Raw genomic sequence first — 24,845 nt, 5'->3', positions numbered from 1 at the left:
TTCACCTTTCTCATTCCAGAAAACCAAGCACGTATCCGTCAGCGTCCGCGATGTAAAATTCCTTTCCGTACGGCATCGACCGGAGCGGTACGATGATCTCGGCGGCCGGATCGTTCAGCCAGCGTTCGTAGGTATGTTCAATATTCCGGACCGAAAAAAGCAAATCGAGGTGTTCATTTTCCCGTCGGTTGAGCCGCTCTTCCGGCGTCGGAGTACCGGATTTCAGGTGAATGGAGTGCCCGTCCCGGTACAATCCGGCGTAAAAATCCTCGTACCGGAACTCCACCGCAAAACCCAGCAGGCCGGTATAAAAATCAATCGAGCGCTCCAGGTCCGGAACTACCAGCTGGACGCTCATGGTGCGGAATTCGGGAAACGTGCTCATAGAGAAGGCGTTGAAGAAGTTTCATTCGTAAAACTCCGTAAACAGGGCCGGTGTTGTCTGATGCAGCCGGAATTTCCGGCGCCGTCGCAAAGTCGGCGCCCGCGGCGTAGCTTTGCAGGAAATCTATTGCCGGTATGCTTCCTCTTATTCCTTTTTTTGAACGTTTTCTCCCGCTTACCGAAGCCGAAAGGCAACTGATCACCGAACGGGTTACGGAGCGACGGATCCGCAGAAGGCAGGCCCTTTTGCAGGAAGGGTTTCCCTGCAGGCATTATACCTTCGTGGTAGAAGGATGTTTCCGCATGTTTGGCGTAGATGCAAAGGGCAACGAACACAATCTTCAGTTTGCGGCTGAGAATGAGTGGATTGCTGATATCGGAAGTTTCCACTCCGGCAAAGCCAGCCGGTTGTTCATCGAAGCCATCGAGCCGGCTGCTGTTCTGCAGATCGAACAGAAGGACCTGTATTTTCTCTACACGCATGTTTCGAAGCTCGACCGGATTTTCAAGGTTATCATTGAAGATAAGTATGTGGAGCTGCAAAATCGTGTGCTTCAGAACATCAGCTCTACGGCTCAGGAACGGTACCTTTCTTTTCTCGACCAGTACCCCAAACTGGCTTCCCGCCTGCCCAATACGCAGATCGCTTCCTACCTCGGTATTACGCCGGAATTTCTCAGTAAAATCCGGAAGGATCTCGCGACGGCTTAATCTTGTTTAAGGGTATTTCCTATACTTGTTTATGGGTCGCGACGCGCCCCTGTCCGGACCTTTGTCGTGTCAATAAAACAACAACACGACCATGGCTACTCCTTCCCTTGCGATCATCGGCACCGGCCATATCGGCCGGGCGCTTGCCCTCAACCTGACCAAAGGCAACCGCCCTGTTTCGATCGCCGCCCGTGACATTACCAAAGCACAGAAACTGGCTGCCGAAGCCGGGCCGCTCGCGCGGGCCGTCCCGATGGCGGAGGCTGTCAAAACGGCTGAGATCGTTATCCCGGCGATCGGATTTTCGGAAATCGCGGGATTCCTGAAAACCTATGCGGATGACCTCCGGGGAAAGATCATTGTAGACCCCTCCAATCCCATTGCGCCCGACGGGAAGGGCGGATTTGTGAAAGTCATCGGCGCGCACGAATCAGCGGGTGAATACAACGCCTCTTTTCTCCCGGCGGGAGCAAAACTGGTCAAGGCGCTCGGCACACTGGCGGCGGGTACGCTGCTTGCTGCTTCGGGCCAGACACCCGACCCGGCTGTACTGTTTTATGCGTCGGACGACCGGTCCGTTGAGCCTGCCATCGAAGAGCTTCTTCGCGACACAGGCTTTGATCCTGTGCGTATTGGCGGTCTGGATCAGTCGATTCGCCTCGAAGTTTTCGGCGAACTGCATGAATTCGGCGCACTTGGCAGGACGGTAACAAAAGCGGAAGCAGCAGCCTGATCCATTCTTTCCCTGCTCGTGTAACAGCCGTTCGGGCCGGAGGTTCGTTCCTTCGGCCCTGTTTTTTTCCGGGTCTCCGACTTACCACCGGAAACAGCCCAGCGGTAGCACCAGGCCATTTTCTGACGATTAATACCCAAAAAAACTGCACTTTACCAAGACAAATCACTCAGCAGTTATACCAGTTTATGAAAGAATAGTCACGTTTTGTGAAAACAGGCTATTCCCCCGGCCCTCTAATTTTGGCGATTGTCGGGAAAGAAGTATTTGCTTCTGACCGGCTTTCCTCCAGGGATTTAACAGGCAGTATATGCGCGTCTTACTTCTTTTTCTGTTGACGTTCTGCAGCTGGCAGACACACGGAAAACCACTCCGGACAGGAGCGGAAAGACGGCACTATACACTCGCCCGCCCGGATACGCCGATTCATTTCCGCGACCCGGCCCTTCCGGAACCGGAGTCTCCCCTGGCCGAACTTGTCTTTGCCGATGAAAATGAACCTTCACAGGCAGGCAAGAAGCTTCTACTGACAGACGCGGCGCTTGCTTCGTTTGTCTTTCAGGTCGTGTTCCTCCGTGCCGGACGGCCGGAAGAAGTATCGCCGGGTCGGCCGATCACCCTGACCGGTGTCACCCGTGTTCCATTCTACATTCTGTTCCGGTCGTTCCGGGTCTCCTCGGCATCCTGCTGATTTCCTTCGTTTCCGTTGATTTTACAGGCGTTTCACACCGGATCGCCGCCTTGTTGCGCGCGCTCTGCTGACAGGAAATAACGGCCTCCGGCCGTTGTTTTCCCGGAATCGCTTTGCCTGATTTTTCCCTCCACTCAATCTTTTTCTGCTATGCACTTAACTCCCAGAGAGCTGGAAAAGCTCATGCTGCACGCGGCCGGCGAACTTGCCCAGAAGCGTCGCAACCGGGGCCTAAAACTCAACTACCCGGAGGCCATCGCGCTGATCAGCAGCCATGTGCTGGAAGGCGCGCGTGACGGCCGGTCGGTCGCCGAACTGATGCAGTCCGGAGCCACCGTCCTGACCCGGGAAGACGTCATGGAAGGCGTCCCCGAGATGATCCATGACATTCAGGTGGAGGCCACCTTCCCTGACGGAACCAAACTTGTCACCGTTCACGACCCCATTCGCTAGCCATGATCCCAGGAGAAATTTTCGTCAAAGACGGCGAGATCGTCTGCAACAAAGGCCGCAGGACGGTCCGGCTTACGGTTGTTAACACGGGCGACCGGCCCATTCAGGTAGGTTCCCACTTTCATTTTTTCGAAGTGAACAAAGCCATGCAGTTCGACCGGGAAAAGGCCTTCGGCATGCGCCTGAACATCGTTTCAAGTACTGCGGTCCGGTTTGAGCCCGGAGAAGAGAAGGAAGTTGAGCTGGTTGCCTTCGGCGGCCTGCAGCGTACGATCGGTTTCAATAACCTCGTCGACGGCTCCACCTCCGGAACAGCCGATTCCAATAGCGCTTTGTTTCAATCCGGCCTCCGTGGCTTCAAAAACGTCCCGCAAAAATGAGTCTCCACGTAAAAAGAACGCAATACGCGAATATTCTGGGCCCCACAGCCGGTGACAAGATCCGCCTCGGGGATACCGAACTCATCGTCGAAATCGAAAAAGACTTTGCGAATCCGGGCGATGAAGTCAAGTTCGGTGGCGGCAAGACCGTCCGCGACGGCATGGGCCAGAACGCGACAGCCCTCCGCGATCAGGGCGTTCTCGACCTCTGCATCACCGGCGCGATTATCATTGACCACTGGGGCATTGTCAAAGCCGATATCGGCATCCGGGACGGCAAGATTGTCGGCATCGGCCGGGCCGGTAACCCCGATACGATGGACGGTATCGACATGATTATCGGTGCCGCAACGGAAGTACACGGCGGCAACGGCTACATCCTCACAGCCGGAGGGATCGATACCCACATCCACTTTATCTGCCCTCAGCAGGTTGAAACGGCACTGTTCAGCGGCGTGACTACCATGATCGGCGGCGGTACCGGGCCGGCCGACGGCACGAATGCGACGACGGTTACCCCGGGAAAATGGAACATCCGCAAAATGCTCGAAGCGGCAGAAGACTTACCGGTCAACCTCGGTTTCTTCGGAAAAGGCAACTGTTCGACGACAGGCCCGCTGGTTGAGCAAATCGAAGCAGGGGCGCTCGGGCTGAAAATTCACGAAGACTGGGGCGCTACCCCCGCCGTAATCGACGCCTCGCTGACCGTCGCCGATGCCTATGACGTACAGGTAGCTATCCACACTGATACCCTGAACGAAGCAGGATTTCTGGAGGATACGATGGCGGCGATCGACGGGCGCGTCATCCATACCTTTCACACGGAGGGAGCCGGAGGCGGACACGCGCCGGATATCATCAAAGCGGCGATGTATAAAAATGTGCTGCCGGCTTCGACCAACCCGACGCGTCCTTACACCGTCAATACCATCGACGAGCACCTGGATATGCTCATGGTCTGCCACCACCTGAGCAAGAGTATTCCGGAAGACGTGAAGTTTGCCGACTCCCGTATCCGGCCGGAAACGATTGCGGCCGAGGATATTCTGCAGGACATGGGTGTCTTTGCGATTATGAGTTCTGATTCCCAGGCGATGGGCCGGGTTGGAGAAGTCATCACCCGCACCTGGCAGACAGCCAGCAAGATGCGCCAGCAACGCGGACCGCTCCCGCAGGAAACCGGTAACGATAATTTCCGGGCGAAGCGGTACGTCGCGAAGTACACCATCAACCCGGCGATTGCCCACGGAATTTCAGCGTATGTAGGTTCCGTCGAAAAAGGCAAAATGGCCGATCTCGTACTGTGGAAGCCGGCGATGTTCGGCGTGAAGCCCGAAATGATCATCAAGGGCGGGATGATCATCGCCAGCAAAATGGGAGATGCCAACGCGTCTATCCCTACCCCGCAGCCCATTATTTACCGAAACATGTTCGGGGCACTGGGTAAAGCCCGTCTGCGGACGTGTGCGACGTTCGTCTCCGCAGTCTCCATCGAAAAAGGTATTGTACAGGAATACGGCCTCGAAAAGATGGTACTGCCGGTAGCCGGTTGCCGGAGTATTTCGAAGCAGGACCTGATTCACAACGACCAGACACCGGAGATCGAAGTCAACCCGGAAAATTACAAAGTGACGGTCGACGGCGAGCACATCACCTGCGAGCCCGCTACCGAGTTGCCCCTGGCCCAGCGGTATTTCCTTTTCTGATCTTTATCCTTTCCCGACGCATGTTTTCACTCAAAACTGCTCCGGTCTGGCTGCTCTTCTTCCTGCTTGCCGGGAAGGGAGCTGCCCAGACCCGGGCCGACGACGGCCCCAAAGGCCAGCTGATGATTTATGGATCGCTAGACTATTCCAAAACCAGCGCTCCGCAAAACAACAGCAGCAGCTTCAGTACCAGTCCGAACGCCGGTATTCCGGTGGGAATCGGGTATTTCATCGACAACAACAACCTGATCGGCATCAACATGGCGTTTGCGCGCAACAAAGATGCGGCGGGGCAGCTCGCCTTTCAGCAACAGGAAGTGGGGTTCTGGTACAGTCCTTCAAAACAGATCGGGGAGCATTTTCTGCTCATCGCCCAGGTAGATGCGCATTATGTGTGGGGGCGATCGCCCGGGGTACCCTCGGGCGACCTTACTGCCTACCAGGGCTATCGCCTCCGCGCCTATCCTATGCTGGGCGTACTGCTGGGTAAGGGCTGGGCTCTGAAGTTCAAGTTCGGCGAGCTATCGATGCTGACGACCAAAGCCAAAGGCCAGGGCGCGCAGCATGACTTCGTAGCCGGACTCAGCGGCGCAACCTTCGGAACAGGTATCTCCAAGAATTTTTCACTCCGGAAACGGCACGATTAACCCCTATGCTGGTAGAAGCAATCATCGGAACCCGCAGCGAATGGCCCGGTCTGGAAACCGACTGGCTTGAACTGGAATGGTACGAAACAACCCGGCGTATTCAGCGGAAAAAGAGCAATGGCGGGGTGGAACTGGCTATTCGTCTCCTGAAAGAAGGGCAGCGCCTGAAACAGGATGACGTCCTCGTCCGGGATACGCAACGCCTTGTCGCTGTACACATCCGGCCGTGCGACGCCATCGTGCTGCGCCCTCAGTCCCTGCTTGAAATGGGTACGGTCTGTTACGAGATCGGGAACAAACACCTGCCGCTGTTCATCCAGGAAGACGAGGTACTGATGCCGTATGAAGATCCTATGTTCCGCTGGCTCGAAGCTTCCGGCTATCGTCCTGAAAAAGCCGAACGACAGCTTCGTAACCTATTGAAATCCAATGTCGAACCGCATGCACACGGAGGGGGGCCTTCGCTCTTTTCCCGCATCCTGAACCTGGGAAGTAACTGATGTCCGGCCGAACCGCCACCCGCTACCTGGGGAGCCTGCTGCACCTCTCCGATCCTACCCTGCCGATCGGCGGGTATACCCATTCCAACGGACTGGAAACCTATGTGCAGGCCGGTATTGTGACAAGTGCGGCAAGCCTTCGGGCGTTTGCCGAACACATGCTGCAGTATAACCTGAAATACAACGACGCTGCTTTCATGCGCCTGGCGTATGAAGCGGCAACTGTTGGCGACGTGGCGAAACTCATCCGTCTCGATCAGGAATGTTCAGCTCTTAAATGCGCACGGGAAATCCGGGAAGCCAGCCAGAAACTCGGCGTTCGGCTGATCAAGATTTTCCGGAGACGGTATTCGTCAGACATTACTTCCGCTTTTGAAGCAGCAGTAGGCAAGCAGGCGGAAGGGCACTATTGCATCGTCTTCGGGCTGTATGCCTGGCAACTAGGTATTCCCCTACCCGAAGCACTGTATTCCTTTTACTACAATGCAGCAGTAGGTATGGTGACAAACGGCGTCAAACTCGTTCCGCTCGGGCAGCTCGACGGGCAGGATATCCTGTTCGATCTCCAGCCGCTGCTTCGTACGCTGACGGAAGAATCCGGCTCGCTGGATCCCGACCTGATCGGCCTGTGCCCGATCGCCTTTGATATCCGCTGCATGCAACACGAGCGACTGTACTCCCGCCTGTACATGTCCTGAACACAACAACATGAAAGACCGCAAATATGTAAAAGTGGGAGTCGCCGGACCGGTCGGCTCCGGGAAAACCGCTCTCCTTGAGCGCCTTTCCCGCCGGATGATGCAGGACTACGACCTGGCCGTCATCACCAACGACATCTACACGAAGGAAGACGCCGAATTCATGGCGAAAAACAGCCTCCTGCCCCGGGAGCGGATCATCGGCGTGGAAACCGGGGGTTGCCCGCACACCGCTATCCGGGAAGATGCCAGCATGAACCTGGAGGCGGTAGACGAGCTTGTCCGCCGGTTTCCGGATGTAGAACTGATTCTGATTGAAAGCGGCGGAGATAACCTGTCGGCAACGTTCAGTCCCGACCTGGCAGACGTCACGATTTTTGTCATCGATGTAGCGGAAGGAGAGAAAATCCCTCGGAAGGGCGGTCCCGGTATTACCCGCTCCGACCTGCTGCTGATCAACAAGATCGATCTCGCCCCCTACGTCGGCGCCAGCCTGGAGATCATGGAGCAGGATGCCCGGCGCATGCGGAAAGGCCAGCCGTTTGTCTTCTCCAACCTCATGAGTATGGAAGGACTCGACAGCGTGATTGGCTGGATACGGAAGTATGCCTTGCTGGAGGAAGTGGACGAACCCGCCCTTGTCCGCTGATGCAGTGCCGGCTCCACGTCACCGTCGGCCATAAAAACGGCCGCTCCTATGCCCGGGATATCTTCGCCGGCAAGCCCTTCCGTGCCATGCCGGTAGGTCAGTATGCCGCGGATAATGCCCTGCACCTGATGCTGATGAGTGTGTCGCCGGGTATTCTGGACGGCGATCACTACGATGTGCGGTTTGACCTCGACGCGCATGCCCGCCTCCGGCTGGAGGCGCAGTCGTACCAGCGCCTGTATACGATGAATACCCGGGCGACGCAGGAGATGACCATCACGCTGGCTCCCGGCTCCGACTTTGCTTACGTTCCCTATCCGGTTGTTCCGCACCGGGATTCGACTTTTATCAGCAAAACGCGGGTCGAGCTGCATCCCGGGGCCCGGTTTCTCCTCGGCGAAATCATCACCTGCGGGCGTAAACTTTCGGGGGAACGCTTTGAGTATACGCGTTTTCAGAACCTGGTCGAAGTCGTGACGCCAGACGGGACGCTGTTGCTGAAAGACAACGTGGTGCTTATTCCGGCAGCCATGCCGCTGACCGAGATAGGTCTGCTCGAAGGATACACACACCAGGGTACGCTGATTTGCCTGGGTCAGGAAGACGACGGCACCCTGCTCGACCGGCTGCATGACGAACTCGTCACCGAAGCGGGTATTACGTTCGGTATCTCCGCCACCCGCTATCCCGGCTTTGTGCTCCGGATACTGGGGCCGGGCGGGGAGCAGTTGCACCGTTGTTTTGAACGCATACGCGACATTATCTGGGACCTATGACACCGACCTTACTCGCGCTGATCCTGACGGCAGTTACGATCAGTATCGCCCATACGGCAACGGGCCCCGACCATTACCTGCCGTTCATCGTCCTGGCGCGTTCGCGGAAATGGGGTCTTGCCTATACCGTTTTGCTGACAACCGTCTGCGGAATCGGCCATGTACTGAGCTCTGTTTTGCTGGGCCTGCTGGGTGTTTTTCTGGGATGGCAGCTCGACCGGATCGAGTGGTTTCAGGGGTACCGCGGCAACGTGGCCGGGTGGGCGCTTTTCCTGTTCGGACTGGCTTATTTCGCCTATGGTATCCGGTCGGTGTGGCTGAACCGGCCCCACAAACATTTCGATGTACTGGGCGAAGAGGTGTACGTGTATGAGCACCGGCATGGAGAATTTGTCATGCCGGGAAGCCGGAAACGTGTAACACCCTGGGTACTGTTTGCCATTTTCGTCATGGGACCGAGCGAACCACTCATTCCGCTGCTGTTCTATTCTGGCGCGCACCGTTCTACCCTCGAAATCGGCGTCCTGATTACTGTATTCACACTTTGTACCATTCTGACGATGCTGACGATGGTGCTGATCGGCCTGTACGGCGTCCGTTTTTTCCGGACAGAAGTACTTGAACGGTACATGCATGTCATCAGCGGCGCCGTCGTCACCCTTTGCGGCGCCGGTATCACGTTCCTCGGCTGGTAATTTCACCTTGAACCTCATGAACAACCAAACTCCCCCCTTTTTAACGGCCGTGCTCAATGGCATCGGTCAGATCATGTTGCAGGAAAACGCGTGGACGGGACTGCTGTTTCTCATCGGTATTTTTTACGGCGATGTCCAGATGGGCCTGGCCGCGCTTGCCGGAACGGTAACCGGCACGCTGACGGCCCGGCTGCTCGGCTATGACGACAAGGAGATACGGATGGGGTTATACGGTTTCAGTCCGGCGCTGGTGGGCGTTGCGCTGACGTTTCTGTTTGCCGCCAACGGCATCGTGTGGGTACTGGTGATAGCCGGAGCGGCGATGGCGGCTGTGCTGCAGCATTTTTTCATTGTCCGGAAGGTTCCTGTCTTTACGTTTCCGTTTATCGTCGTGACGTGGGCGCTGGTTTTTCTGCTACATAAGTTTACCGGATATCCACCGTCGTCGTCCCTGCTGGCGCCGGCAGATCTGAGCGATCCGAGTGATTTTACGACTTCAACCAACGGCTTCGGCGAAGTCATTTTCCAGGGTAGCTTCTTTGCGGGACTTCTGTTTTTCGTGGCGGTTTTCGTCAGCAATCCGGTGGCGGCTTTGTACGGGTTGGCGGGGTCTATTCTGGCGGCGGCAATCTCTGTCCGCTTTTCAGAACCGATGCCGCAGATCCGGATGGGCCTCTTCAGTTTCAATGCCGTACTGTGCGCCATTACCTTCTCAGGAACCCGCCGGATAGACGGCGTGCTGGTACTGATTGCGGTAGTACTGGCGACATTAATTGACATTTTCCTCCTGAAGTCCGACTTTTCCATTCTGACACGCGCCGGCGGCGTACTGACGTTTCCGTTCGTTCTGGGCTCCTGGCTCACCCTGCCGTTAAAGAAGCTTGCAGACAGGCATTTTGCGGCTTCCTGAACCGGGCAGGACAACTGAATACCCTGACATCCAGTATGTTTCCACATTAGAATGAATGCATATTATGAGCGCGGCAGTAAAGGTGATTTCCAATTTTGACTACAAGAAGCTCTTTCTTTTCGGGCTGTCAACGGAGGTAATGCTCAACGACATGGAGTTGCAGCTTTACCGCATCGAAAACTACCTGCGCAGCATCCTGATCCCTGTGCTGCCGTATAAGACGACTTTCAATTTCCTGCTTTTCGTTACGAAAGGACATATCCGGCAGCACCTGGGTGTCTCGGAGTTTCAGCTCGAGCCCGGCTCCATGCTGCTCATCCGGCAAGGAAGTATCACTGCTACGCTCGAAATTTCGCCCGATGCGGAAGGCTTTTTTCTGGCCTGCGAAAACACTGTTTTTGACCATGTTTTGCTGAATACTCCGCCGACGTTTTTTACGCTGACCTCTCCCTTCGTCTCCCTGCGCAAGGAGTATTACCCCTGGATGATGCAGTTGTTCGAAACCCTCGAACAACGCCTTCAGGCAGTCGAAAACCGCAATATTGAAATCCCCTGCCTGGCGTTTCAGAACATTCTCACGACATTGGTTCACCTCGACAACCAGCATACGAAGACGGCGCTGGTTTCCCGCAAATCCCGGATTACCCAGCAGTTCAAGGAACTCATTCAGACCCATCACCAGGTACACAAGGAAGTTCAGTTTTATGCCGACGAACTGTCCATTTCGGAGAATTATCTCTGCAAGTGCATCAAGGAAACGACCGGCAAGGCACCCAAACAGTGGCTCAACGAAACGACGGTACAATACAGCCAGGTATTGCTGCAAAACATCGGCAAGGACATTTCCTCGATTGCCTATGAGCTTAATTTCCAGTCGGTTTCACATTTTACCCGGCTTTTCAAGAAGATAACCGGCATTCCGCCGTCGGCGTACAGGAAGAAGATATTTTAGGTATGGCAGGATGAAACAAAACAAATGCCTTGTTCATCCTGTCGAAAATTTTCGTCAGGTTTCACACATTAACGATATTATTCGCGTTATCCTGAAAAATTTCCTAACCTCTGCCTTTGGTACTTGTTTGATAGGCTTTCAGCGCCCGACTGAAATCTTCGGCGTATTCGTAGTTGCTGAATTCATATTCTTCATTTAGTCCGGTAGCCGTTTTCAGAGCTATTTCACCATATCTGACTACCGGAATCTGATAATTTGCTTTGAATCGTTTGTCTCTTGTACCATTCTTGTTAACCTTAGCCCAGGTGTGGTACATTACACGCGAATCGGCGGGAACAGAACCGGTTTCTGTAAAGCTGATAGCTCTGAAGCTAAAGATCAGCTCGTCAAAGCTGATTACCGCGAAGCGCTTGACTCCCGAATACATAACAATAAAACCGGGATAAAAATATAAGTCACCTCCGTTAGCGTTCCTGAAGCAAAGTACCTGAAAATTTGAACGGATGAAAGGCAGGCTATCAGCGCTGAAGCGTATCTCTCTTTTTTTTACAATTGTACTGGCCGATGACCGTGTTTTAACACGGTCTTGATAATGCGCACTCGTGACGTCCCAAATTTTCCGGGAGGTCATGAGTTTGCCGAAAGAGGCGACTACCCGCTCGAATAGCTGCTCCGTTTCGGAGTCAAAGTCAACGTCCAGCGGGACATACGAGTTGGCAATCTGCTCCCGTATTTGACGAATGGCATCCCGTTGTGCTTCGGTATCTTCCTTGAGGCGTTGCGGTATTTGTTTCCAGATTAGCCCGTACCCAAGCAGGAAGCTGGCACTTCGCTTTATTAGGGAAAATGTAAGCTGAGATTTTACTTTTCTCAGGTCCTTGTGAAGTTCGTCTCTCTGCTGGCCGGCAAGCAAGATAGCCTCCTTAATGCCCTCCATTCCCTCAGTGGTAATCTCCTGAACATCCGCGCTGAAAATATTTCCTCTGCCCTCAGATTCAACTTCCTCAAAGACTGGATTGGGAGATGGCAGTCTCCGGCCGTCTGAAAGCTGTTGCCGATTGTACAGACCGAGTTGGGGAATGCTGGTATTCAGGAACGTACCATTCTTACCTACTGTGATACTTGCTCCTCTAACACCTATAGATGTTGAAATCCCGCTTTTACTGACGTTGAGATGTACTCCAGGGATAATTTTGATACGTTTGCGAAAACTCCAGGCCATATTCGTTTTAGTTGGATGGTTAATTCATGAATCTGTCAGTTAACATGGCGGTTAGATAATCAAAGATAAAGTGGACTAAAAAGAGTCTACCCCTGTTTATAGGGGAGAGAACTATTTGGTTATCTCTTCCGCACATTAATCCAGTTACTTAAATCCACTAACTTCCCCCAAAAACCTTTCATGTGACAGAAATTCTCACCGAACTCCTCGACCGCCTTTCCCAAATCGAACACGGCTTCAAACACGTGCAGGAAGCCGGCGACGCCCTGCTGCAGCGACCTGACGTACCAGCCCTGGCTACAGCATTGCTCAAAGACCCACGGTATCAGGCGCGTATGCTTGCGGTACACCTGCTTGGGCGAATTTCGTCGGATAACCCTCAAGCGATGGAGGTACTCCGGACCGTTGTAGCGAAAGACTCCGACTGGCGGGTACAGGAAATGCTCGCCAAAGCCCTCGATCAATATGGCAAAGACACCGGCTACGAGCAGGCGCTTCCCCTCTTCCGGGAATGGCTGGCCAGCGAAGAGCCCAACCGCAAGCGGGCCGTGGTTGAAGGCCTCCGTATCTGGACCTCAAGACCCTACTTCCGCGATCATCCGGATGTGGCGGTTGCGATGATCGGCGCCCATCATGCCGACCCCAGCGAGTACCTGCGGAAATCGGTAGGCAATGCGCTTCGGGATATCCGGCGGAAGTTTCCGGAACTGGTCGACGCCGAAGTTGCCCGCTGGGATACACAAAACCCGCTTACGCACCTGACACGGAAACTGGTCGAAAAATCAGGATAGCACAGGGTTTTCCTCCGGGCTGAATCCTATCTTTGTCTCATTCGGCTCTCTTTCTGACATATTGACGCCCTTTTTCTCCTGCTTCCGGTAGCGAACCCACCGGAAACAGATTTCCTGTCTCCGTTTCAGAAAGAAAAGCATGACTACTTCCTTCAAAATAGCCGTCATCGGCGGAACCGGTAAGTCCGGCACATACCTCGTTGAAGAACTCCTTCGCCGTTCTTTTTCCCTTCGTTTACTCCTGCGCCGTCCGCACCCGGTAATGAACGTCGAAACCGTCCTCGGTAATGTGACGGAACCTGACGCCCTGTACCGCTTGCTGAGTGGTTGTGACGCCGTCGTCAGTACTCTTGGGCTTGGACAGCCTCCAAGTGAACCTATCATTTTCAGTCAGTCTACCCGGCATGTGCTCCAAGCGATGCAGGAAACGGGAATCCGGCGGTATGTGCTTACGACCGGGCTCAATGTAGATACTCCGGGCGACATCAAAAGCCAGGCTACTGCCGCCGGCACAGCCTGGATGCAGCGCACTTTTCCAGTCTCAACGGCAGATAAACAGCTGGAATACAAGCTTCTTACTGAAAGTTCAGCCGACTGGACACTGGTTCGCCTCCCGTTGATTGAACTGACGGATGCTGCGCCGCCGGTTGTCGCTTCCCTGCATGATTGCCCGGGAGATGCTGTCAGCGTAACGAGCCTCGCCCGCTTTCTCGCCGATCAGTTATTTGATCCAGCATATGTGAGGCAGGCGCCGTTTCTGGCGAATGCCTAAAAAAAGCCGACCCCGTTGTGGGGTCGGCTTTTTTTCAGTAGTAGACGCCTAAACTGGTCGCTTCGAAGGAACGTATGTCATCAAACCGTTCCTCGCGGATCTTCTGCACCCACTCGGGATCCTGGAGAAGCTGCCGCCCGACGGCCACGAGGTCGAAATCTCCCCGCTCCAGGCGCCGCACCACTTCGCGCAGATCAGCATGGGCCGAGCCTTCACCGCGAAAAGCATGCGTAACGTCAGAGGCAAGCCCGACAGACCCCACGGTAATGCTCGGCAGTCCGGTTACCTTCTTGAACCAGCCGGCGAGGTTGAGGTCGGAACCATCAAACTCCGGCGTCCAGTAGCGGCGCTGGGATCCGTGAAAGATATCGACGCCGGCTTCCGCCAGGGGAAGTATCCAGTCTTCCAGCTCCAGGGGCGTCCGGGCGAGTTTTACCTCGTAATCCTGGCCCTTCCACTGCGAGAGGCGGAGGATAATGACCATATCCGGGCCGACCGCCGCACGGACTGCCTTCACGACGTCGACAGCGAAACGGGAGCGCTCTTTCAGGGTCCTGCCACCGTATTCATCGGTACGGTTGTTGGTTTTCTCCCAGAAAAACTGGTCAATGAGGTATCCGTGCGCGCCATGCAGCTCCAACGCGTGAAAACCGAGGGCTTTCGCCGAGCGAGCGGCATCGGCAAAGGCGGCGATGGTCTGGTGAATATCTTCCAGGGACATGGTATCCGGACTCTCGAAGGGAACCGGCGGCGTCCAGCCGTAGGGCGAGTTGCCGACGTGCCAGATCTGCGGTGCGATGGCGCCGTTTTGCGCCGTTACCTGATCCACGACCTGCTTCCAGGCGCCGAGTGCCGCTTCTCCGTAAAAATTCGGAATGTCCTTCTGGTTTTTGGATGCCGGACGGTTGATCACCGTCCCTTCTGTCAGGATGAGCCCGACTTCTGCCGCGGCCCTGCGCTCATAATAATCAGCAACTTGCGGCGTAGGTACGCCGTCGGGCGACTGTGCGCGCGTCATCGGCGCCATCACGAGGCGGTTCCGCAGGACGAGGTTTTTGTATTCAAAAGGGACGAAAAGCGATGAATAACTCATATCGATATTTTTGGATTTGTATGCCAAATAAACCGTCTTTAGTCTCTTTTTGTAACTAACTTTGTGCGAAAGTAGTAACCAATCGGTAACCACTTTTCATCATGAATACAGACAAGCTGAAACACGCGGATTGTTCGATGCAGCGCTCGATGGCGGTGCTGGGCACGAAGTGGAAACCAATTGTGATTTGGGTACTCCGGGACCGCAAGGCGCGGTTCGGCCAGATTGCGGCGATGATCGGGGTGATATCCCGGAAAGTACTGACGAGTACGCTGCAGGAGCTGGAAGCGGATGGTATATTGTGCCGGGAAGAATTCCAGGATTCTCCCCGGCGAGTGGAATACAGCCTGACCGCGAAGGGGCTGGCGTTGGTACCCATTCTGAGAGAGGTTGTGGAATGGGTGGAACAGTATCCATAGAGACTATTCTACCTGTATACAAAAGAGATTTTCAGCTCTCCAATTTTGAGTCAGGTATGTTCCGGCATAGAGGAAAAAACAGGCGGTTCAGTCATAACGTTCGGTTGGCGGCGGTGCTTTCGTTCGTGGCAGGCATCGTGAATATCACGGGATTACTGGCCACCTCGGTCATGACGACAAACGTTACAGGGCACTTTGCTTCATTCGCGGAGGAATTTGTCCGAAAGAATTTTGCCCATGCTCTGGCGTTCGTCACGTATATTTTTTGTTTTCTGCTGGGGTCGTTTGTATCAGCGGTGGCTGTCCAACTGACCGAGCGCATAAGGCCCGAGCGCAGGCATGTGGTGCCGATTCTGATCGAAGTCGCGTGCCTGACCGGTGTAGTACTGACCGGGAGCCGGGATGTCAGGACTGCGTGCGTACTGCTCTTTGCGATGGGACTTCAGAACGCGCTCGTGACGTCGGTTTCCAATGCCGTTGTCCGCACCACCCATCTGACGGGCCTTTTTACGGACCTGGGTATCGAGTTGTCGAGGTTGTTTTTTGCTGCTTTTGACCGGAAGCGTCTGATCCGGAGTATCGAACTCCGGTTGCTGATCATTCTTTGTTTTTTCGGGGGATGTGTGGTCGGCGGCTACCTTTTCCATCTTCTCGACCTATCCGTTCTCTATGTTGCGGCGGCGCTGCTGCTCCTGGCGATGGTATATGACGTCACGCGGATACGCCTGCAGCTCCTCCGCCGGCGTATCCGTCATCACGCTTCGCTTACCGAAACCGGGTAATTACTTCTTTCAGGGGATGTAAATCTGCGGCAGTGTCCGGAGTTTTTTCAGAGCTATTGTTCAATACTACTCCCGGAATCAACAGGCTTGCATTGGCAAGAAGTCATTGCCCCGTCATTACCTCATATCTTCCCAACAATCCGATCCTCTTCCTGCGACAAAATTCCGGTTCTGCTTCCGTGCCGGATCCCGAGCGTCACTGCCTGAACAAGATTTGTACCGACACGGCTGAATCCGAATTGGCGGGCCACTTCCCGGACGAGGTCCATTCTGTCGAGACTAATTTGTTGCCGGAGTATTTCGCCGATAGCATTTGCTACTTCTTCGGGAGGAAGATCCTCCGCGTCTCTTCTCAGTTCGTCTGATGAAGCATACCGAAAAGCGGTATAGTTTGTCGCGCCGTGAGGCTGACTCCAGAAAAACGTACGCCCGTCGTGTCGTGTATGTGCCGGATCAAGCTCCGAAATCAGCAGGTCAAAATGCGCGCTGATCCGTATACCCTGCCGTGCTATTCCCCAGGCATTCAGTACCCTCTTCCGAAGTAACGCGTCGCTGATGGGCGCCTCAGCGCTGATGACCTCGTTCAATTGTTGTTTAATCCGGTTACGGTGCTGAGGCCAGAGAAATTCATCAGGCGACGCGTCATAAACCGAAGGCAATTCGATAGCGATATAAGGCTGCCCGGAAGACTTCACTTCGGAAAAAGATTGAGAAGATTGCGGCAAGACAGCAATCGGTTCGGAACTGAGTACAGGGGGTTCAGGATCAGACTGACGCATCTGTTCTGCCTTTTTCAGGGCCTCTTCGATACCGGCAAGCACCTTACCCGGAGAGTCCCACCATTCGGTCGCCCATATCTTATGAATGTTCCAACCGAGCATTTTCAACACATCCAGCTGCGTAATCTCACGGTCTCTGGACGTATGAGCCTGGTAGTAATTGTAACCGTCGGTGAGTAAGCCGAGGAGATACGTTTTAGGCCTTTCGGGATCAACAACTCCCAAATCTATTTTGAAAGCAGAGGTCCCGATTTGTGTATGCACTTCGTATCCCATTTTTCGTATCGCCTCGGCGACCAGATTTTCAAAGGCTCCTGATTCTTTTCCGGACGGATTTGATTGCGTCATTGGCAAAGCGGCTATCCCCTTTTCCGCATACGCTAAAAAAGCCTTCAATCCCGCTACACCCTCCGATCCCGTCCGGTTCAGGTTTATTTGGTCAGATTTCAGGGTTGAAAATACCACCATCTCATACCGGGCACGGGATACGGCAACGTTCAATCGTCTCCATCCGCCCTCCCGATTGATCGGCCCGAAATTGAGGCTCACCTTTCCCTCCTGGTCCGGTCCATACCCGATCGAAAACAAAATCACATCGCGTTCATCTCCCTGCACATTTTCCAGGTTTTTGACAAACAGTGGCTCTTCTCTTTCGAGAGCCAGTTTTTCGATTTCCGGACGGTCTTTGAATACATCAGTCAGCATATCCTCGACCAGTGTTTGCTGAGCAGAACTGAAGGTAACGATTCCAATGCTGCGACCAGCCAACCGCGGATCCGATAAACGCGCTACTACGTCGGCGACGATCGCTTTGGCCTCAAAACGATTTTGCCGGGTTCGTCCTTTATCGTAGAAGCCTTCTACCGGAACAAGCCGAACCTTACTGACGATATCGTCTGTCGACGGAAATGTCAGCAGGCGATTCTCATAGTATTTTGCATTACTGAACGCTATTAGGCTTTCGTGCTTGCTCCTGTAATGCCACAGCAAATGGCGGGAAGGCATGGAAAGGGCCAGACAATCGTCCAGAATGCTTTCGAGATCTTCTTTTTCAATGTTGTCCTCGTCGATAGCCGAACCGGAAAAGAAATTGGTTGGCGGCATTTGTTTGGGATCTCCGACCACTATGACAGCACGGCCCCGGGCGATCGCACCTACGGCTTCACTCGTTGGCATTTGCGAGGCCTCGTCAAAAATGACCAGATCAAATTTTGGGCTTGCGGCGTCAAAATATTGGGCGACGGAAATTGGACTCATCAGCATGCACGGCTTCAAACGATGGAGCAAATGGGGCATCTGATCGAAAATTCTGCGGATGGACATCGCCCTGCCGTTCGTGCGCAATGCGCGTTGCAGCATTCCGATTTCTGAGCTTTGCGATGCCTCTTGCTGGAGGGAGGGAATCCCCGCAGACAATCGGGCATACAGCTCCTGGCGCGTCAGGGTTTCAAATTGCTTACTTATAGTCCGGAATTTCCTGACTTTTTCCTCAAAAAGTCCTCCGTTAAAGGTGGCCAATACCTGGTGTTTGTTGATAATATAATCGGCAGTCGACCGGAGAAATCCTCTCCGGAATTGACGTGCTACTTCTTCTGACGTTATGTTGCCATCCTCATACGATGCCAGAAGCTGACTCAGCCCGGCTGACAGTACCGCCTCTCTCACCAGCACATAGTTGTGCCAGTCTTTCAGTTTGTCCAGGTTTTCAAGCCACCCGCTGATCAGTTGTTTCAGCCCATCGTGTTGCCGCAGTGTTTCCGGTGGAAGGCCCATCAATGTTTCAAGCGCCCGTGTGGACTCCGCGAATTGGGTCTGTAGCTTCGAGTACTTCCGCAATTCCCCTTCGCAAGCGATCATATAGCCCCTGCTCCCTTCCGAAAATTCTGCGGCAAGCCGGCTGCGCCATGTTTTCAGTTGCTCATTTGTAAGAAGATTTCCGGCGAGTCTGTTGCATGAAATCAATGCCGTGGCGATTCGTGCCAATCCATCCCAGTCACAGTCCCCGTTTTGCCAAAGAAATCCTGCGGTTGCCGGCAGGAAAGCGGCCTTGTCCAGCAGTGTTTGTTCAACCTGAAAGTCAATGACATGTTGCAGGACCCCAGGCACCTGTTCCTTTCTTACGGCTCCGGTTTTGTCGGTACTCCGGATCCGTTTCAACAGCTCCTTCTGCTTTTTCCACCGCGGGTAAAACCACTCGCGGGATGCCAGTTGCCATTCACTCAGCAATTGTTCTGCCGGAAGTTTCAGTACCTCTGTACGGAATCGCTGCAATAGCTGAGTGCGCAGCCGGTCCCGCTCTTTGCCGTGATTTGTCAAATCCAGAACCTGTGCCATAGTTCGTTCCAGCGCTTCTGCCTGTAACATCGTCGACGGGATATCTCCGGCTTGCAGAAGTTGCGCCCCCAATTCCTCCAGCCGCCTCTGTTGCTCCGGAGTAATGGTCGTTCCCTCCATTTTGAGCATGCTGAGAACAGTAGAACTCTGTTCCGAACATTGAGCGGCAAATCGAAGGACATCTTCAATCAGACGTTGTACTTCCTGTTTCAGCTGGGGATAATACCGTTCCAGTCTGACGCCGCGGAAAGGATGGTCAAGCGGATGACCGATCAATGAGCCAACTTGCTGCAGTTGCTCTGCCAGGTCCTGCCAGGTGGCCAGTTGCGCGGCATCCAGCCGTTCCAGAACATTCTCTTCAAAAGATACCTTGTCCTCTCCGGACGGCAGGAGGCCATAAGCGGTAAACGCGTCAAACAGCGAATAGCCGAATGCCTGGCGTTCGTGCAGCGCTTCCGCATAGCCATTTAATTCGGACCGAACACCAAACAGTCGCTCCGCCTCGAAAGCGAAGTTTTCCGGAGCTGCGCTTTTTGTGATTTCAACCGTCTGCTTCAATTGTTCAAGAACAGCTGATTTTTTGGCTTTGTTGGAATGAAGTTCCAGGCAAAACGGCCCGATACCGATTGCATTCAAGCGGCTCTCAACAACGTCCAAAGCCGCTTTTTTGGCGGCTACAAACAGAACCCGTTTACCGGTGTAAAGCGCATGTGCGATGATATTCGTAATCGTTTGAGACTTTCCTGTACCCGGCGGTCCGTGAAGCACGAAGCTTTTACCGGACGCGGAACTAAGGATTGCCTGCAACTGCGAAGAATCTGTGCTGATAGGCAGGGCTACAGAGGACGGATGCAACAGGTTGTCCGATATGGCCTCCACTCCTTCCTGCTCACCGGGTGTCCATTCCAGCTTTCCCGAAACAAGACTGGCCACCAGCGGATGCCGGTTCAGGTCCGCTGCATTGTGATGAATGTCGTTCCAGAGGATGAATTTGCTAAACGAAAAGATTCCCAAAACTGCCTGTTCTTCCACCTCCCACCGGGGCTTGCCCATCACGATTCGCCGGATTACCCGAAAAACCTCCTTTACATCTACCCCACTCTCATCACGGGGTAATGTCTCCAAACCGCCCAAAACGATTCCGAAATCCTGTCGCAGCATTTCCAGCAGCGTAATATTCAGAATTGTCTCCTCTTCCCTGCTCCGGATGATAAAACCCTTCTGAGCCGACTTGCGGATAATTTCCACAGGAATCAACAGTACCGGTGCAAAACGCGGCCGTTCGCTGGCATCTGTTTCATACCAACGCAAAAGGCCCAGTCCAATGAAAAGCGTGTTCGCGCCATTTTCTTCCAGAGACAGCCGGGAGGACCGAAACAGATTGGTCAGACTGTTTGTGAGGTCAGACTCCGACAGATAGGTCCGTATCCGCCGCTCGCCCAGTTCGTGCTCCACCAGATCGGCGACAGGATCCGACTGATGCAGCACCTGATAAAGTCCGGAATCCCGCAGCGGATGGTCCCAGTCAGATGGCTTTTGCAGGATTTGAAACTCTTCTCCATCAGCCAGTGCATCTTCCAGTTTGCTAACATCGAACGTGGCAAACTGGACCATACTGCGGTTGGTCCGAATGTTGAGCAGACTGTTCCGGAGGGTGAGATCAAGCAGTTTCCGCTCCCACAGGCGCTGTTTCGTCACCGGAATTGCGGACGCATACTCAGGTTTGGGACCTGCCACTATTTTCTCGGGCAAAATGCTCGGTCGAGTCGCGATGTGCTCCTCCTGCACTTCCCAGCCGGATGACGTCTGAACGCGCAACGGCAACGGCCGAACGCGGCTAATTCTCGCCCGCCTGACATCTATAAACAACACGAAGTCGTCTGTACGCAGCAGCCGCTGATCTGCGATACGGCTTGCTTCGTCAAACGACTGCGTATTTCCCGCATTCATACAGGTTCCTTCGACAACAGCTATTTCACCAATTCCGGGTGCGCTTCGTTTCGTAATAAGAGAGGGATCATCATTGACAGTATCCGCAAATGACTCATCCACCAGCCAGCCGCCGGCAAACGCATGTCCTTTCACGATGACGAGCAGTGAGTGAATTCCTACCGCCTCCAGACAAGCGGCGTACAAAAGTGAAATATCCAGGCAATTCGCGAGTTTGTGCCCGAAAATAGTATCTGCCAGTCGCACACGCTGCCCGCTCTCTTCGAAGCTGGCCGGCACGGAGCAATACACCAGTTGAAGGCCCGCAATCGCCTCATAAATAGCGGCCATCTGCTTGCGAACGCGATCCGGATTACGGCTCTGATAGTCATCGAAGGAGGGATCGCCCGTCCATCGCTGTAATATGGACGAAGCCGCCCGGATGATGCCGGGAATCTGCGGATGGTTGGGCGTAATGAACGCGGCAAGCATTTCCGGTAACAGGCCGACTCCACCCCACTGATCAAAGGCCAAAACCGTCAGCGGAGAATACTGCGTATGAATTATTTCTCCCCGGACCGACAGCGTCATCCGCAGGCTCTCTGTCGTCGCCTCCGTCAACGTCGCCAGAAACTGCGCGGACACCTGAAGCGGAAACGAATGAAAGGCGTGGCTGGCTCCAGCCGGCAATTGAAGCAGCGACTGCCGCCAGGGTAGTGTACTGGAAAATTCGGAAGTGATCTCGAGCACAATGTCCTGCCACTCCAGCGCTGTTGTATTCGTCAGGATGAGTTCCCGTATGATCGGAACGTGGTTTTGCTGCTGAGCAAAGTTTACAGACGGAAGAACCTGCAGACTGATAACAGGCATTGGGGCGGCTTCTTTCACTTCCATAAGGTATTTGAATTTCGGAGCGACGAAAGGTAAAATTGGAATTTAGCGGCAGGCAATTTGTGGAATAACCGGTCGAATACAACAGGTATGGAAACGCGCAGAGCGTTCCTGTTTACCGGGAATATATACAGCGGCTTACACCCTTTCCTTTACAATCAAAAATAGCAGATCCCGGCCTCGCTCTTCCCCCTATTTATCGGGGTCCGTTTCTAAATTGTATCGTATTATCAACGACAATAGCCAGAACTTACGATTTATAAGACTGAATCAAAAAGGATATATACCAGGAGTCAGAGGGCTTTTCACCGGAAAACAAAAAGTCCTGTCTACCGGCGGTAAACAGGACTTTTCAGGCACATGTTGCAGAGAGTAAGGGATTCGAACCCTATTTTTACTGGTTCGATGTGATCCGATATGAAATCAAACTGCTGATTTACTGAAACTTACGAAACAAACAAATTCACCGAATTTCATAAAAAGACACGAATTGTTGTACCTATGTTGTACCAATTCCCTAGCTTTGGCATGTCACTGAACAACATCCTCCATGGCTACGGTCAAAGTTGTCCTGCGGAAAAAAGCAAACAAAGACGGCTTGTTCCCCCTCGCACTTCGTATCACCAAAGATAGAAAAACATCCTTCATCCATCTTGGACACAATCTAAGAGAGGATGAATGGAATGCGGCGGTGCAGCGAGTCAAGTCGTCTCACCCTAATTCGAAACGACTCAATAATTTCATCCTAAAAAAGAAAGCAGAAGCCAGCGACAAATCCATCGAAGCCGAAACGCAAAATGACGATGTCTCTGTCAAGGCAATCAAGCGTAAGGTAAAGCCTGTTACCGGGGCAACTTTTGTGCCTCAAGCCCAATTGTATCTGGATCGGCTGAGAGAAGCCGGAAATTTCAACGTATATGCCACCGAAAAATGTCGTCTGAAAATTTTCAAAGATTTCGCGGGGGGACACGACATTGCATTTTCGGATATTACGGTTGGCCTTCTGGAGAAATTCAGACGGTATCTGAAGGCTGAAAGGAAAATTCGTGACAGGACTGTGATGAACTACTTGATTCTGGTCCGCGCTGTTTTCAACCAGGCCATTAAAGAGGGGGTACTTGATAAGAAGTACTATCCCTTTGGCGGTGATGACAAAATCAACATTAAGCTACCTGAAAGCTCCAAGATCGGTGTGAGCCTGGAAGACGTTGTTAAATTGGAGACCGTAGTACTGTCAAACCCCACCCATGACCACGCCCGTAATCTCTGGCTCATCTCCTTTTACTTCGCCGGTATGCGCATTTCTGACGTTTTACGTCTGCGTTGGTCTGATTTTCAAAACGAGCGACTGCATTACACTATGGGCAAAAACAATAAAGTAGGGTCGCTTAAGGTTCCCGAAAAAGCGCAGCTCATCCTGAAAAAGTATGAACCGCTGAAAGCTGCACCGGATGATTTGGTCTTTCCGAACCTGAAAGGTCTGGATTTCAAAAATACCTTCGAGATCAAACGAAAAATTGCCTATGCGGTCAATCGTTGCAATAAAGTGCTACAGGAGTATATCACCCCTATTGCCCAGATACAAGGCAAGCTTACCACGCATTTAGCACGACATACATTTGCAACGCTGGCTGGAGATAAAGTACCTCTTCAAATGCTTCAAAAATTATATCGACACAGCGATGTCAGGACAACTATAGGGTACCAATCTGCCTTCACATACAAAGACCCTGATGAAGCGCTGGAAGCAGTAATTGGATCTACATGAGTTCTCTAAACTTCAAATTTTTATCCCATTTAGCTTTTCAGATACAATCGCTCAATTGCCCTATGATAGTGCTCTTTTTCCTTTGGTCTGGTATATCTGTTTAGTACCGGCACAATCGATCAGATTATTCACGGAGGCATCATCACCTGTGTAGCTCAAATAGCATCTCCGTGATATACTGACAAAAGTCGATGCGCATCGCAATAAGGTAGTTAGCCTTAAAGGTGTTCGGATATTTACGTTATAAACAACTGAAAATCAGATATTTAAATATGCATCTATTTTGACTGGTACAACATAGGTACAACAAATTATTTTCAAAAATTTCAGTCCGTTCGGTTCACTAGCCAATGAAAAGCGCTTTATCAACCGCCGCTTAAGATATTCATTCAAAAGGACACAGACTGTCAAAGATCGTTATACCCCATGGCTCGATGCAAATCATATTTCCGAAAAGACTGCGTTGGAGGAGCTAGGTGACAATGAAGACCTTTCGGCATGCAGCAGCTCAAAAATCAGGAAACTCGAAGCCCTACCCCGTTCTAGTCGTCATAAGAGAACGAATACTTGTGGGACAAAAACGTAAGCACTCTTATTAGAGGTGTTTGCAACACTGCTCTTTGGTCTATCACGTAACAGGGCTTTGAACCCGGGCACTTCTTCATTATATTATCCATATTTTTCATTGTAATATTGCGATAAACAATTTTTCGTCTTACCTTTGTCACATGGGAGTTACGAAGACTGAGATCTTTACTGAACAACAGAACCGGGTGGCTGATCTGGCGAAGGCTTTCGCGCATCCGGCTCGGGTGGCTATCCTGCAGCTTCTGGCCCAAAAGAAAGCTTGTGTATGTGGGGACCTGGTAGATGAACTTCCTCTTGCGCAGGCGACGGTCTCCCAACACTTGAAGGAACTCAAGCGTATCGGTATTATCAAAGGAGAGATCAACCCGCCCCGGGTTTGCTATTGTATTAATGAGGTTGTTTGGGAAGAAGCTAGACAGACATTTGGTTCACTTTTTGATATTTATGTGGGTGCCTCTACTTGCTGCTAGCGAGAGGGGCTCTTTTTTTGTTCTTGTTTATCGTAATATTACATTAAACCAATAGAGCACGATGGAAAACGCGGATCAGATTAAAGAAGTGGTGCGGCAGAAATACGGTACTATTGCCGAAC

General features: G+C 52.9%; 24 protein-coding genes. 20 read left to right on the top strand and 4 right to left on the bottom strand.

What is annotated here, in order from left to right; genetic code table 11:
- Positions 1-10: 10 nt before the first annotated feature.
- Positions 11-385, bottom strand: coding sequence for a VOC family protein (locus BLR09_RS23985; protein WP_093208754.1), 375 nt, complete (start codon positions 383-385; stop codon positions 11-13).
- A 134-nt stretch (positions 386-519) separates the two neighbouring features.
- Between BLR09_RS23985 and BLR09_RS23980 the strand changes: the two genes are divergently transcribed.
- The 14 genes from BLR09_RS23980 (at position 520) to BLR09_RS23915 (ending at position 10,885) form a co-directional block, all read left to right on the top strand.
- Complete coding sequence (locus BLR09_RS23980) at positions 520-1,095, top strand: Crp/Fnr family transcriptional regulator (protein WP_093208751.1); 576 nt, start codon at positions 520-522, stop codon at positions 1,093-1,095.
- Positions 1,096-1,186: 91 nt separating this feature from the next.
- A complete protein-coding gene (locus BLR09_RS23975) occupies positions 1,187-1,828 on the top strand; it encodes an NADPH-dependent F420 reductase (protein ID WP_093208749.1) in 642 nt (213 codons plus the stop codon).
- 310 nt (positions 1,829-2,138) lie between these two features.
- Entirely contained in the window at positions 2,139-2,519 is a 381-nt protein-coding gene (locus BLR09_RS23970) for a hypothetical protein (protein WP_093208746.1), read from the top strand.
- A 150-nt stretch (positions 2,520-2,669) separates the two neighbouring features.
- A complete protein-coding gene (gene ureA / locus BLR09_RS23965) occupies positions 2,670-2,972 on the top strand; it encodes an urease subunit gamma (RefSeq protein WP_093208744.1) in 303 nt (100 codons plus the stop codon).
- Between the two features lie 2 nt (positions 2,973-2,974).
- Complete coding sequence (ureB, locus tag BLR09_RS23960) at positions 2,975-3,352, top strand: urease subunit beta (protein ID WP_093208741.1); 378 nt, start codon at positions 2,975-2,977, stop codon at positions 3,350-3,352.
- Positions 3,349-5,058: an urease subunit alpha gene (gene ureC, locus BLR09_RS23955; RefSeq protein WP_093208738.1), complete on the top strand. Its 1,710-nt coding sequence runs from the start codon at positions 3,349-3,351 to the stop codon at positions 5,056-5,058. Before ureB ends, ureC begins: the two co-directional genes overlap by 4 nt.
- 20 nt (positions 5,059-5,078) lie before the next feature.
- Complete coding sequence (locus tag BLR09_RS23950) at positions 5,079-5,705, top strand: hypothetical protein (RefSeq protein WP_093208736.1); 627 nt, start codon at positions 5,079-5,081, stop codon at positions 5,703-5,705.
- A 5-nt stretch (positions 5,706-5,710) separates the two neighbouring features.
- Complete coding sequence (gene ureE, locus BLR09_RS23945; protein ID WP_093208733.1) at positions 5,711-6,205, top strand: urease accessory protein UreE; 495 nt, start codon at positions 5,711-5,713, stop codon at positions 6,203-6,205.
- Entirely contained in the window at positions 6,205-6,903 is a 699-nt protein-coding gene (locus BLR09_RS23940; RefSeq protein ID WP_093208731.1) for an urease accessory protein UreF, read from the top strand. Before ureE ends, BLR09_RS23940 begins: the two co-directional genes overlap by 1 nt.
- 10 nt (positions 6,904-6,913) lie before the next feature.
- Positions 6,914-7,552 carry an urease accessory protein UreG gene (ureG, locus tag BLR09_RS23935; RefSeq protein WP_093208728.1) on the top strand — a complete coding sequence of 213 codons (639 nt, stop codon included), beginning with the start codon at positions 6,914-6,916 and terminating at the stop codon, positions 7,550-7,552.
- Entirely contained in the window at positions 7,552-8,328 is a 777-nt protein-coding gene (locus BLR09_RS23930) for an urease accessory protein UreD (protein WP_093208726.1), read from the top strand. The genes ureG and BLR09_RS23930 overlap by 1 nt, the downstream gene beginning before the upstream one ends.
- Positions 8,325-9,023 (top strand): hypothetical protein, encoded by a 699-nt coding sequence (locus BLR09_RS23925; protein WP_093208723.1) that lies wholly within the window; start codon positions 8,325-8,327, stop codon positions 9,021-9,023. Before BLR09_RS23930 ends, BLR09_RS23925 begins: the two co-directional genes overlap by 4 nt.
- Positions 9,024-9,039: 16 nt before the next feature.
- Complete coding sequence (locus BLR09_RS23920) at positions 9,040-9,933, top strand: urea transporter (protein WP_093208721.1); 894 nt, start codon at positions 9,040-9,042, stop codon at positions 9,931-9,933.
- Positions 9,934-9,997: 64 nt separating this feature from the next.
- Positions 9,998-10,885: a helix-turn-helix domain-containing protein gene (locus BLR09_RS23915; RefSeq protein WP_176785657.1), complete on the top strand. Its 888-nt coding sequence runs from the start codon at positions 9,998-10,000 to the stop codon at positions 10,883-10,885.
- Between the two features lie 103 nt (positions 10,886-10,988).
- Here BLR09_RS23915 and BLR09_RS23910 read toward each other — a convergent pair whose 3' ends face one another.
- Positions 10,989-12,107 (bottom strand): DUF4236 domain-containing protein, encoded by a 1,119-nt coding sequence (locus BLR09_RS23910; protein WP_093208716.1) that lies wholly within the window; start codon positions 12,105-12,107, stop codon positions 10,989-10,991.
- 182 nt (positions 12,108-12,289) lie between these two features.
- On the opposite strand from BLR09_RS23910, the gene BLR09_RS23905 reads away from it, so the two are divergent.
- Together BLR09_RS23905 and BLR09_RS23900 are read left to right on the top strand one after the other, a co-directional pair.
- A complete protein-coding gene (locus BLR09_RS23905) occupies positions 12,290-12,898 on the top strand; it encodes a HEAT repeat domain-containing protein (protein ID WP_093208713.1) in 609 nt (202 codons plus the stop codon).
- A gap of 139 nt (positions 12,899-13,037) precedes the next feature.
- A complete protein-coding gene (locus tag BLR09_RS23900) occupies positions 13,038-13,670 on the top strand; it encodes an NAD(P)-dependent oxidoreductase (protein ID WP_093208710.1) in 633 nt (210 codons plus the stop codon).
- Positions 13,671-13,704: 34 nt separating this feature from the next.
- On the opposite strand, the gene BLR09_RS23895 is transcribed toward BLR09_RS23900, so the two are convergent.
- Complete coding sequence (locus BLR09_RS23895; protein ID WP_093208707.1) at positions 13,705-14,763, bottom strand: NADH:flavin oxidoreductase; 1,059 nt, start codon at positions 14,761-14,763, stop codon at positions 13,705-13,707.
- 101 nt (positions 14,764-14,864) lie between these two features.
- On the opposite strand from BLR09_RS23895, the gene BLR09_RS23890 reads away from it, so the two are divergent.
- Together BLR09_RS23890 and BLR09_RS23885 are read left to right on the top strand one after the other, a co-directional pair.
- A complete protein-coding gene (locus BLR09_RS23890; RefSeq protein WP_218126709.1) occupies positions 14,865-15,182 on the top strand; it encodes a winged helix-turn-helix transcriptional regulator in 318 nt (105 codons plus the stop codon).
- Between the two features lie 56 nt (positions 15,183-15,238).
- Positions 15,239-15,964, top strand: coding sequence for a YoaK family protein (locus BLR09_RS23885; RefSeq protein WP_093208704.1), 726 nt, complete (start codon positions 15,239-15,241; stop codon positions 15,962-15,964).
- A 122-nt stretch (positions 15,965-16,086) separates the two neighbouring features.
- Here the strand turns inward: BLR09_RS23885 and BLR09_RS23880 are convergent, their stop codons facing one another.
- Positions 16,087-21,900, bottom strand: coding sequence for a DUF3320 domain-containing protein (locus tag BLR09_RS23880; protein WP_093208702.1), 5,814 nt, complete (start codon positions 21,898-21,900; stop codon positions 16,087-16,089).
- 547 nt (positions 21,901-22,447) lie between these two features.
- On the opposite strand from BLR09_RS23880, the gene BLR09_RS23875 reads away from it, so the two are divergent.
- Positions 22,448-23,665 carry a site-specific integrase gene (locus tag BLR09_RS23875; RefSeq protein WP_093208699.1) on the top strand — a complete coding sequence of 406 codons (1,218 nt, stop codon included), beginning with the start codon at positions 22,448-22,450 and terminating at the stop codon, positions 23,663-23,665.
- Positions 23,666-24,393: 728 nt separating this feature from the next.
- Entirely contained in the window at positions 24,394-24,723 is a 330-nt protein-coding gene (locus BLR09_RS23870) for an ArsR/SmtB family transcription factor (protein ID WP_093208696.1), read from the top strand.
- Positions 24,724-24,845 lie beyond the last annotated feature (122 nt).

It is taken from the genome of Siphonobacter aquaeclarae, assembly GCF_900103285.1.
GTDB lineage: Bacteria > Bacteroidota > Bacteroidia > Cytophagales > Spirosomataceae > Siphonobacter > Siphonobacter aquaeclarae.
The sequence above is the reverse complement of the archived record's forward strand: the minus strand, read 5'-3'. Positions and strand labels throughout refer to the sequence as shown.

What these genes read in the sequence shown, in the direction of transcription:
- BLR09_RS23985 (WP_093208754.1), bottom strand. Translation starts at nt 385, where the DNA reads ATGAGCACGTTTCCCGAATTCCGCACCATGAGCGTCCAGCTGGTAGTT.
- BLR09_RS23980 (WP_093208751.1), top strand. Translation starts at nt 520, where the DNA reads ATGCTTCCTCTTATTCCTTTTTTTGAACGTTTTCTCCCGCTTACCGAA.
- BLR09_RS23975 (WP_093208749.1), top strand. Translation starts at nt 1,187, where the DNA reads ATGGCTACTCCTTCCCTTGCGATCATCGGCACCGGCCATATCGGCCGG.
- BLR09_RS23970 (WP_093208746.1), top strand. Translation starts at nt 2,139, where the DNA reads ATGCGCGTCTTACTTCTTTTTCTGTTGACGTTCTGCAGCTGGCAGACA.
- ureA (WP_093208744.1), top strand. Translation starts at nt 2,670, where the DNA reads ATGCACTTAACTCCCAGAGAGCTGGAAAAGCTCATGCTGCACGCGGCC.
- ureB (WP_093208741.1), top strand. Translation starts at nt 2,975, where the DNA reads ATGATCCCAGGAGAAATTTTCGTCAAAGACGGCGAGATCGTCTGCAAC.
- ureC (WP_093208738.1), top strand. Translation starts at nt 3,349, where the DNA reads ATGAGTCTCCACGTAAAAAGAACGCAATACGCGAATATTCTGGGCCCC.
- BLR09_RS23950 (WP_093208736.1), top strand. Translation starts at nt 5,079, where the DNA reads ATGTTTTCACTCAAAACTGCTCCGGTCTGGCTGCTCTTCTTCCTGCTT.
- ureE (WP_093208733.1), top strand. Translation starts at nt 5,711, where the DNA reads ATGCTGGTAGAAGCAATCATCGGAACCCGCAGCGAATGGCCCGGTCTG.
- BLR09_RS23940 (WP_093208731.1), top strand. Translation starts at nt 6,205, where the DNA reads ATGTCCGGCCGAACCGCCACCCGCTACCTGGGGAGCCTGCTGCACCTC.
- ureG (WP_093208728.1), top strand. Translation starts at nt 6,914, where the DNA reads ATGAAAGACCGCAAATATGTAAAAGTGGGAGTCGCCGGACCGGTCGGC.
- BLR09_RS23930 (WP_093208726.1), top strand. Translation starts at nt 7,552, where the DNA reads ATGCAGTGCCGGCTCCACGTCACCGTCGGCCATAAAAACGGCCGCTCC.
- BLR09_RS23925 (WP_093208723.1), top strand. Translation starts at nt 8,325, where the DNA reads ATGACACCGACCTTACTCGCGCTGATCCTGACGGCAGTTACGATCAGT.
- BLR09_RS23920 (WP_093208721.1), top strand. Translation starts at nt 9,040, where the DNA reads ATGAACAACCAAACTCCCCCCTTTTTAACGGCCGTGCTCAATGGCATC.
- BLR09_RS23915 (WP_176785657.1), top strand. Translation starts at nt 9,998, where the DNA reads ATGAGCGCGGCAGTAAAGGTGATTTCCAATTTTGACTACAAGAAGCTC.
- BLR09_RS23910 (WP_093208716.1), bottom strand. Translation starts at nt 12,107, where the DNA reads ATGGCCTGGAGTTTTCGCAAACGTATCAAAATTATCCCTGGAGTACAT.
- BLR09_RS23900 (WP_093208710.1), top strand. Translation starts at nt 13,038, where the DNA reads ATGACTACTTCCTTCAAAATAGCCGTCATCGGCGGAACCGGTAAGTCC.
- BLR09_RS23895 (WP_093208707.1), bottom strand. Translation starts at nt 14,763, where the DNA reads ATGAGTTATTCATCGCTTTTCGTCCCTTTTGAATACAAAAACCTCGTC.
- BLR09_RS23890 (WP_218126709.1), top strand. Translation starts at nt 14,865, where the DNA reads ATGAATACAGACAAGCTGAAACACGCGGATTGTTCGATGCAGCGCTCG.
- BLR09_RS23885 (WP_093208704.1), top strand. Translation starts at nt 15,239, where the DNA reads ATGTTCCGGCATAGAGGAAAAAACAGGCGGTTCAGTCATAACGTTCGG.
- BLR09_RS23880 (WP_093208702.1), bottom strand. Translation starts at nt 21,900, where the DNA reads ATGGAAGTGAAAGAAGCCGCCCCAATGCCTGTTATCAGTCTGCAGGTT.
- BLR09_RS23875 (WP_093208699.1), top strand. Translation starts at nt 22,448, where the DNA reads ATGGCTACGGTCAAAGTTGTCCTGCGGAAAAAAGCAAACAAAGACGGC.
- BLR09_RS23870 (WP_093208696.1), top strand. Translation starts at nt 24,394, where the DNA reads ATGGGAGTTACGAAGACTGAGATCTTTACTGAACAACAGAACCGGGTG.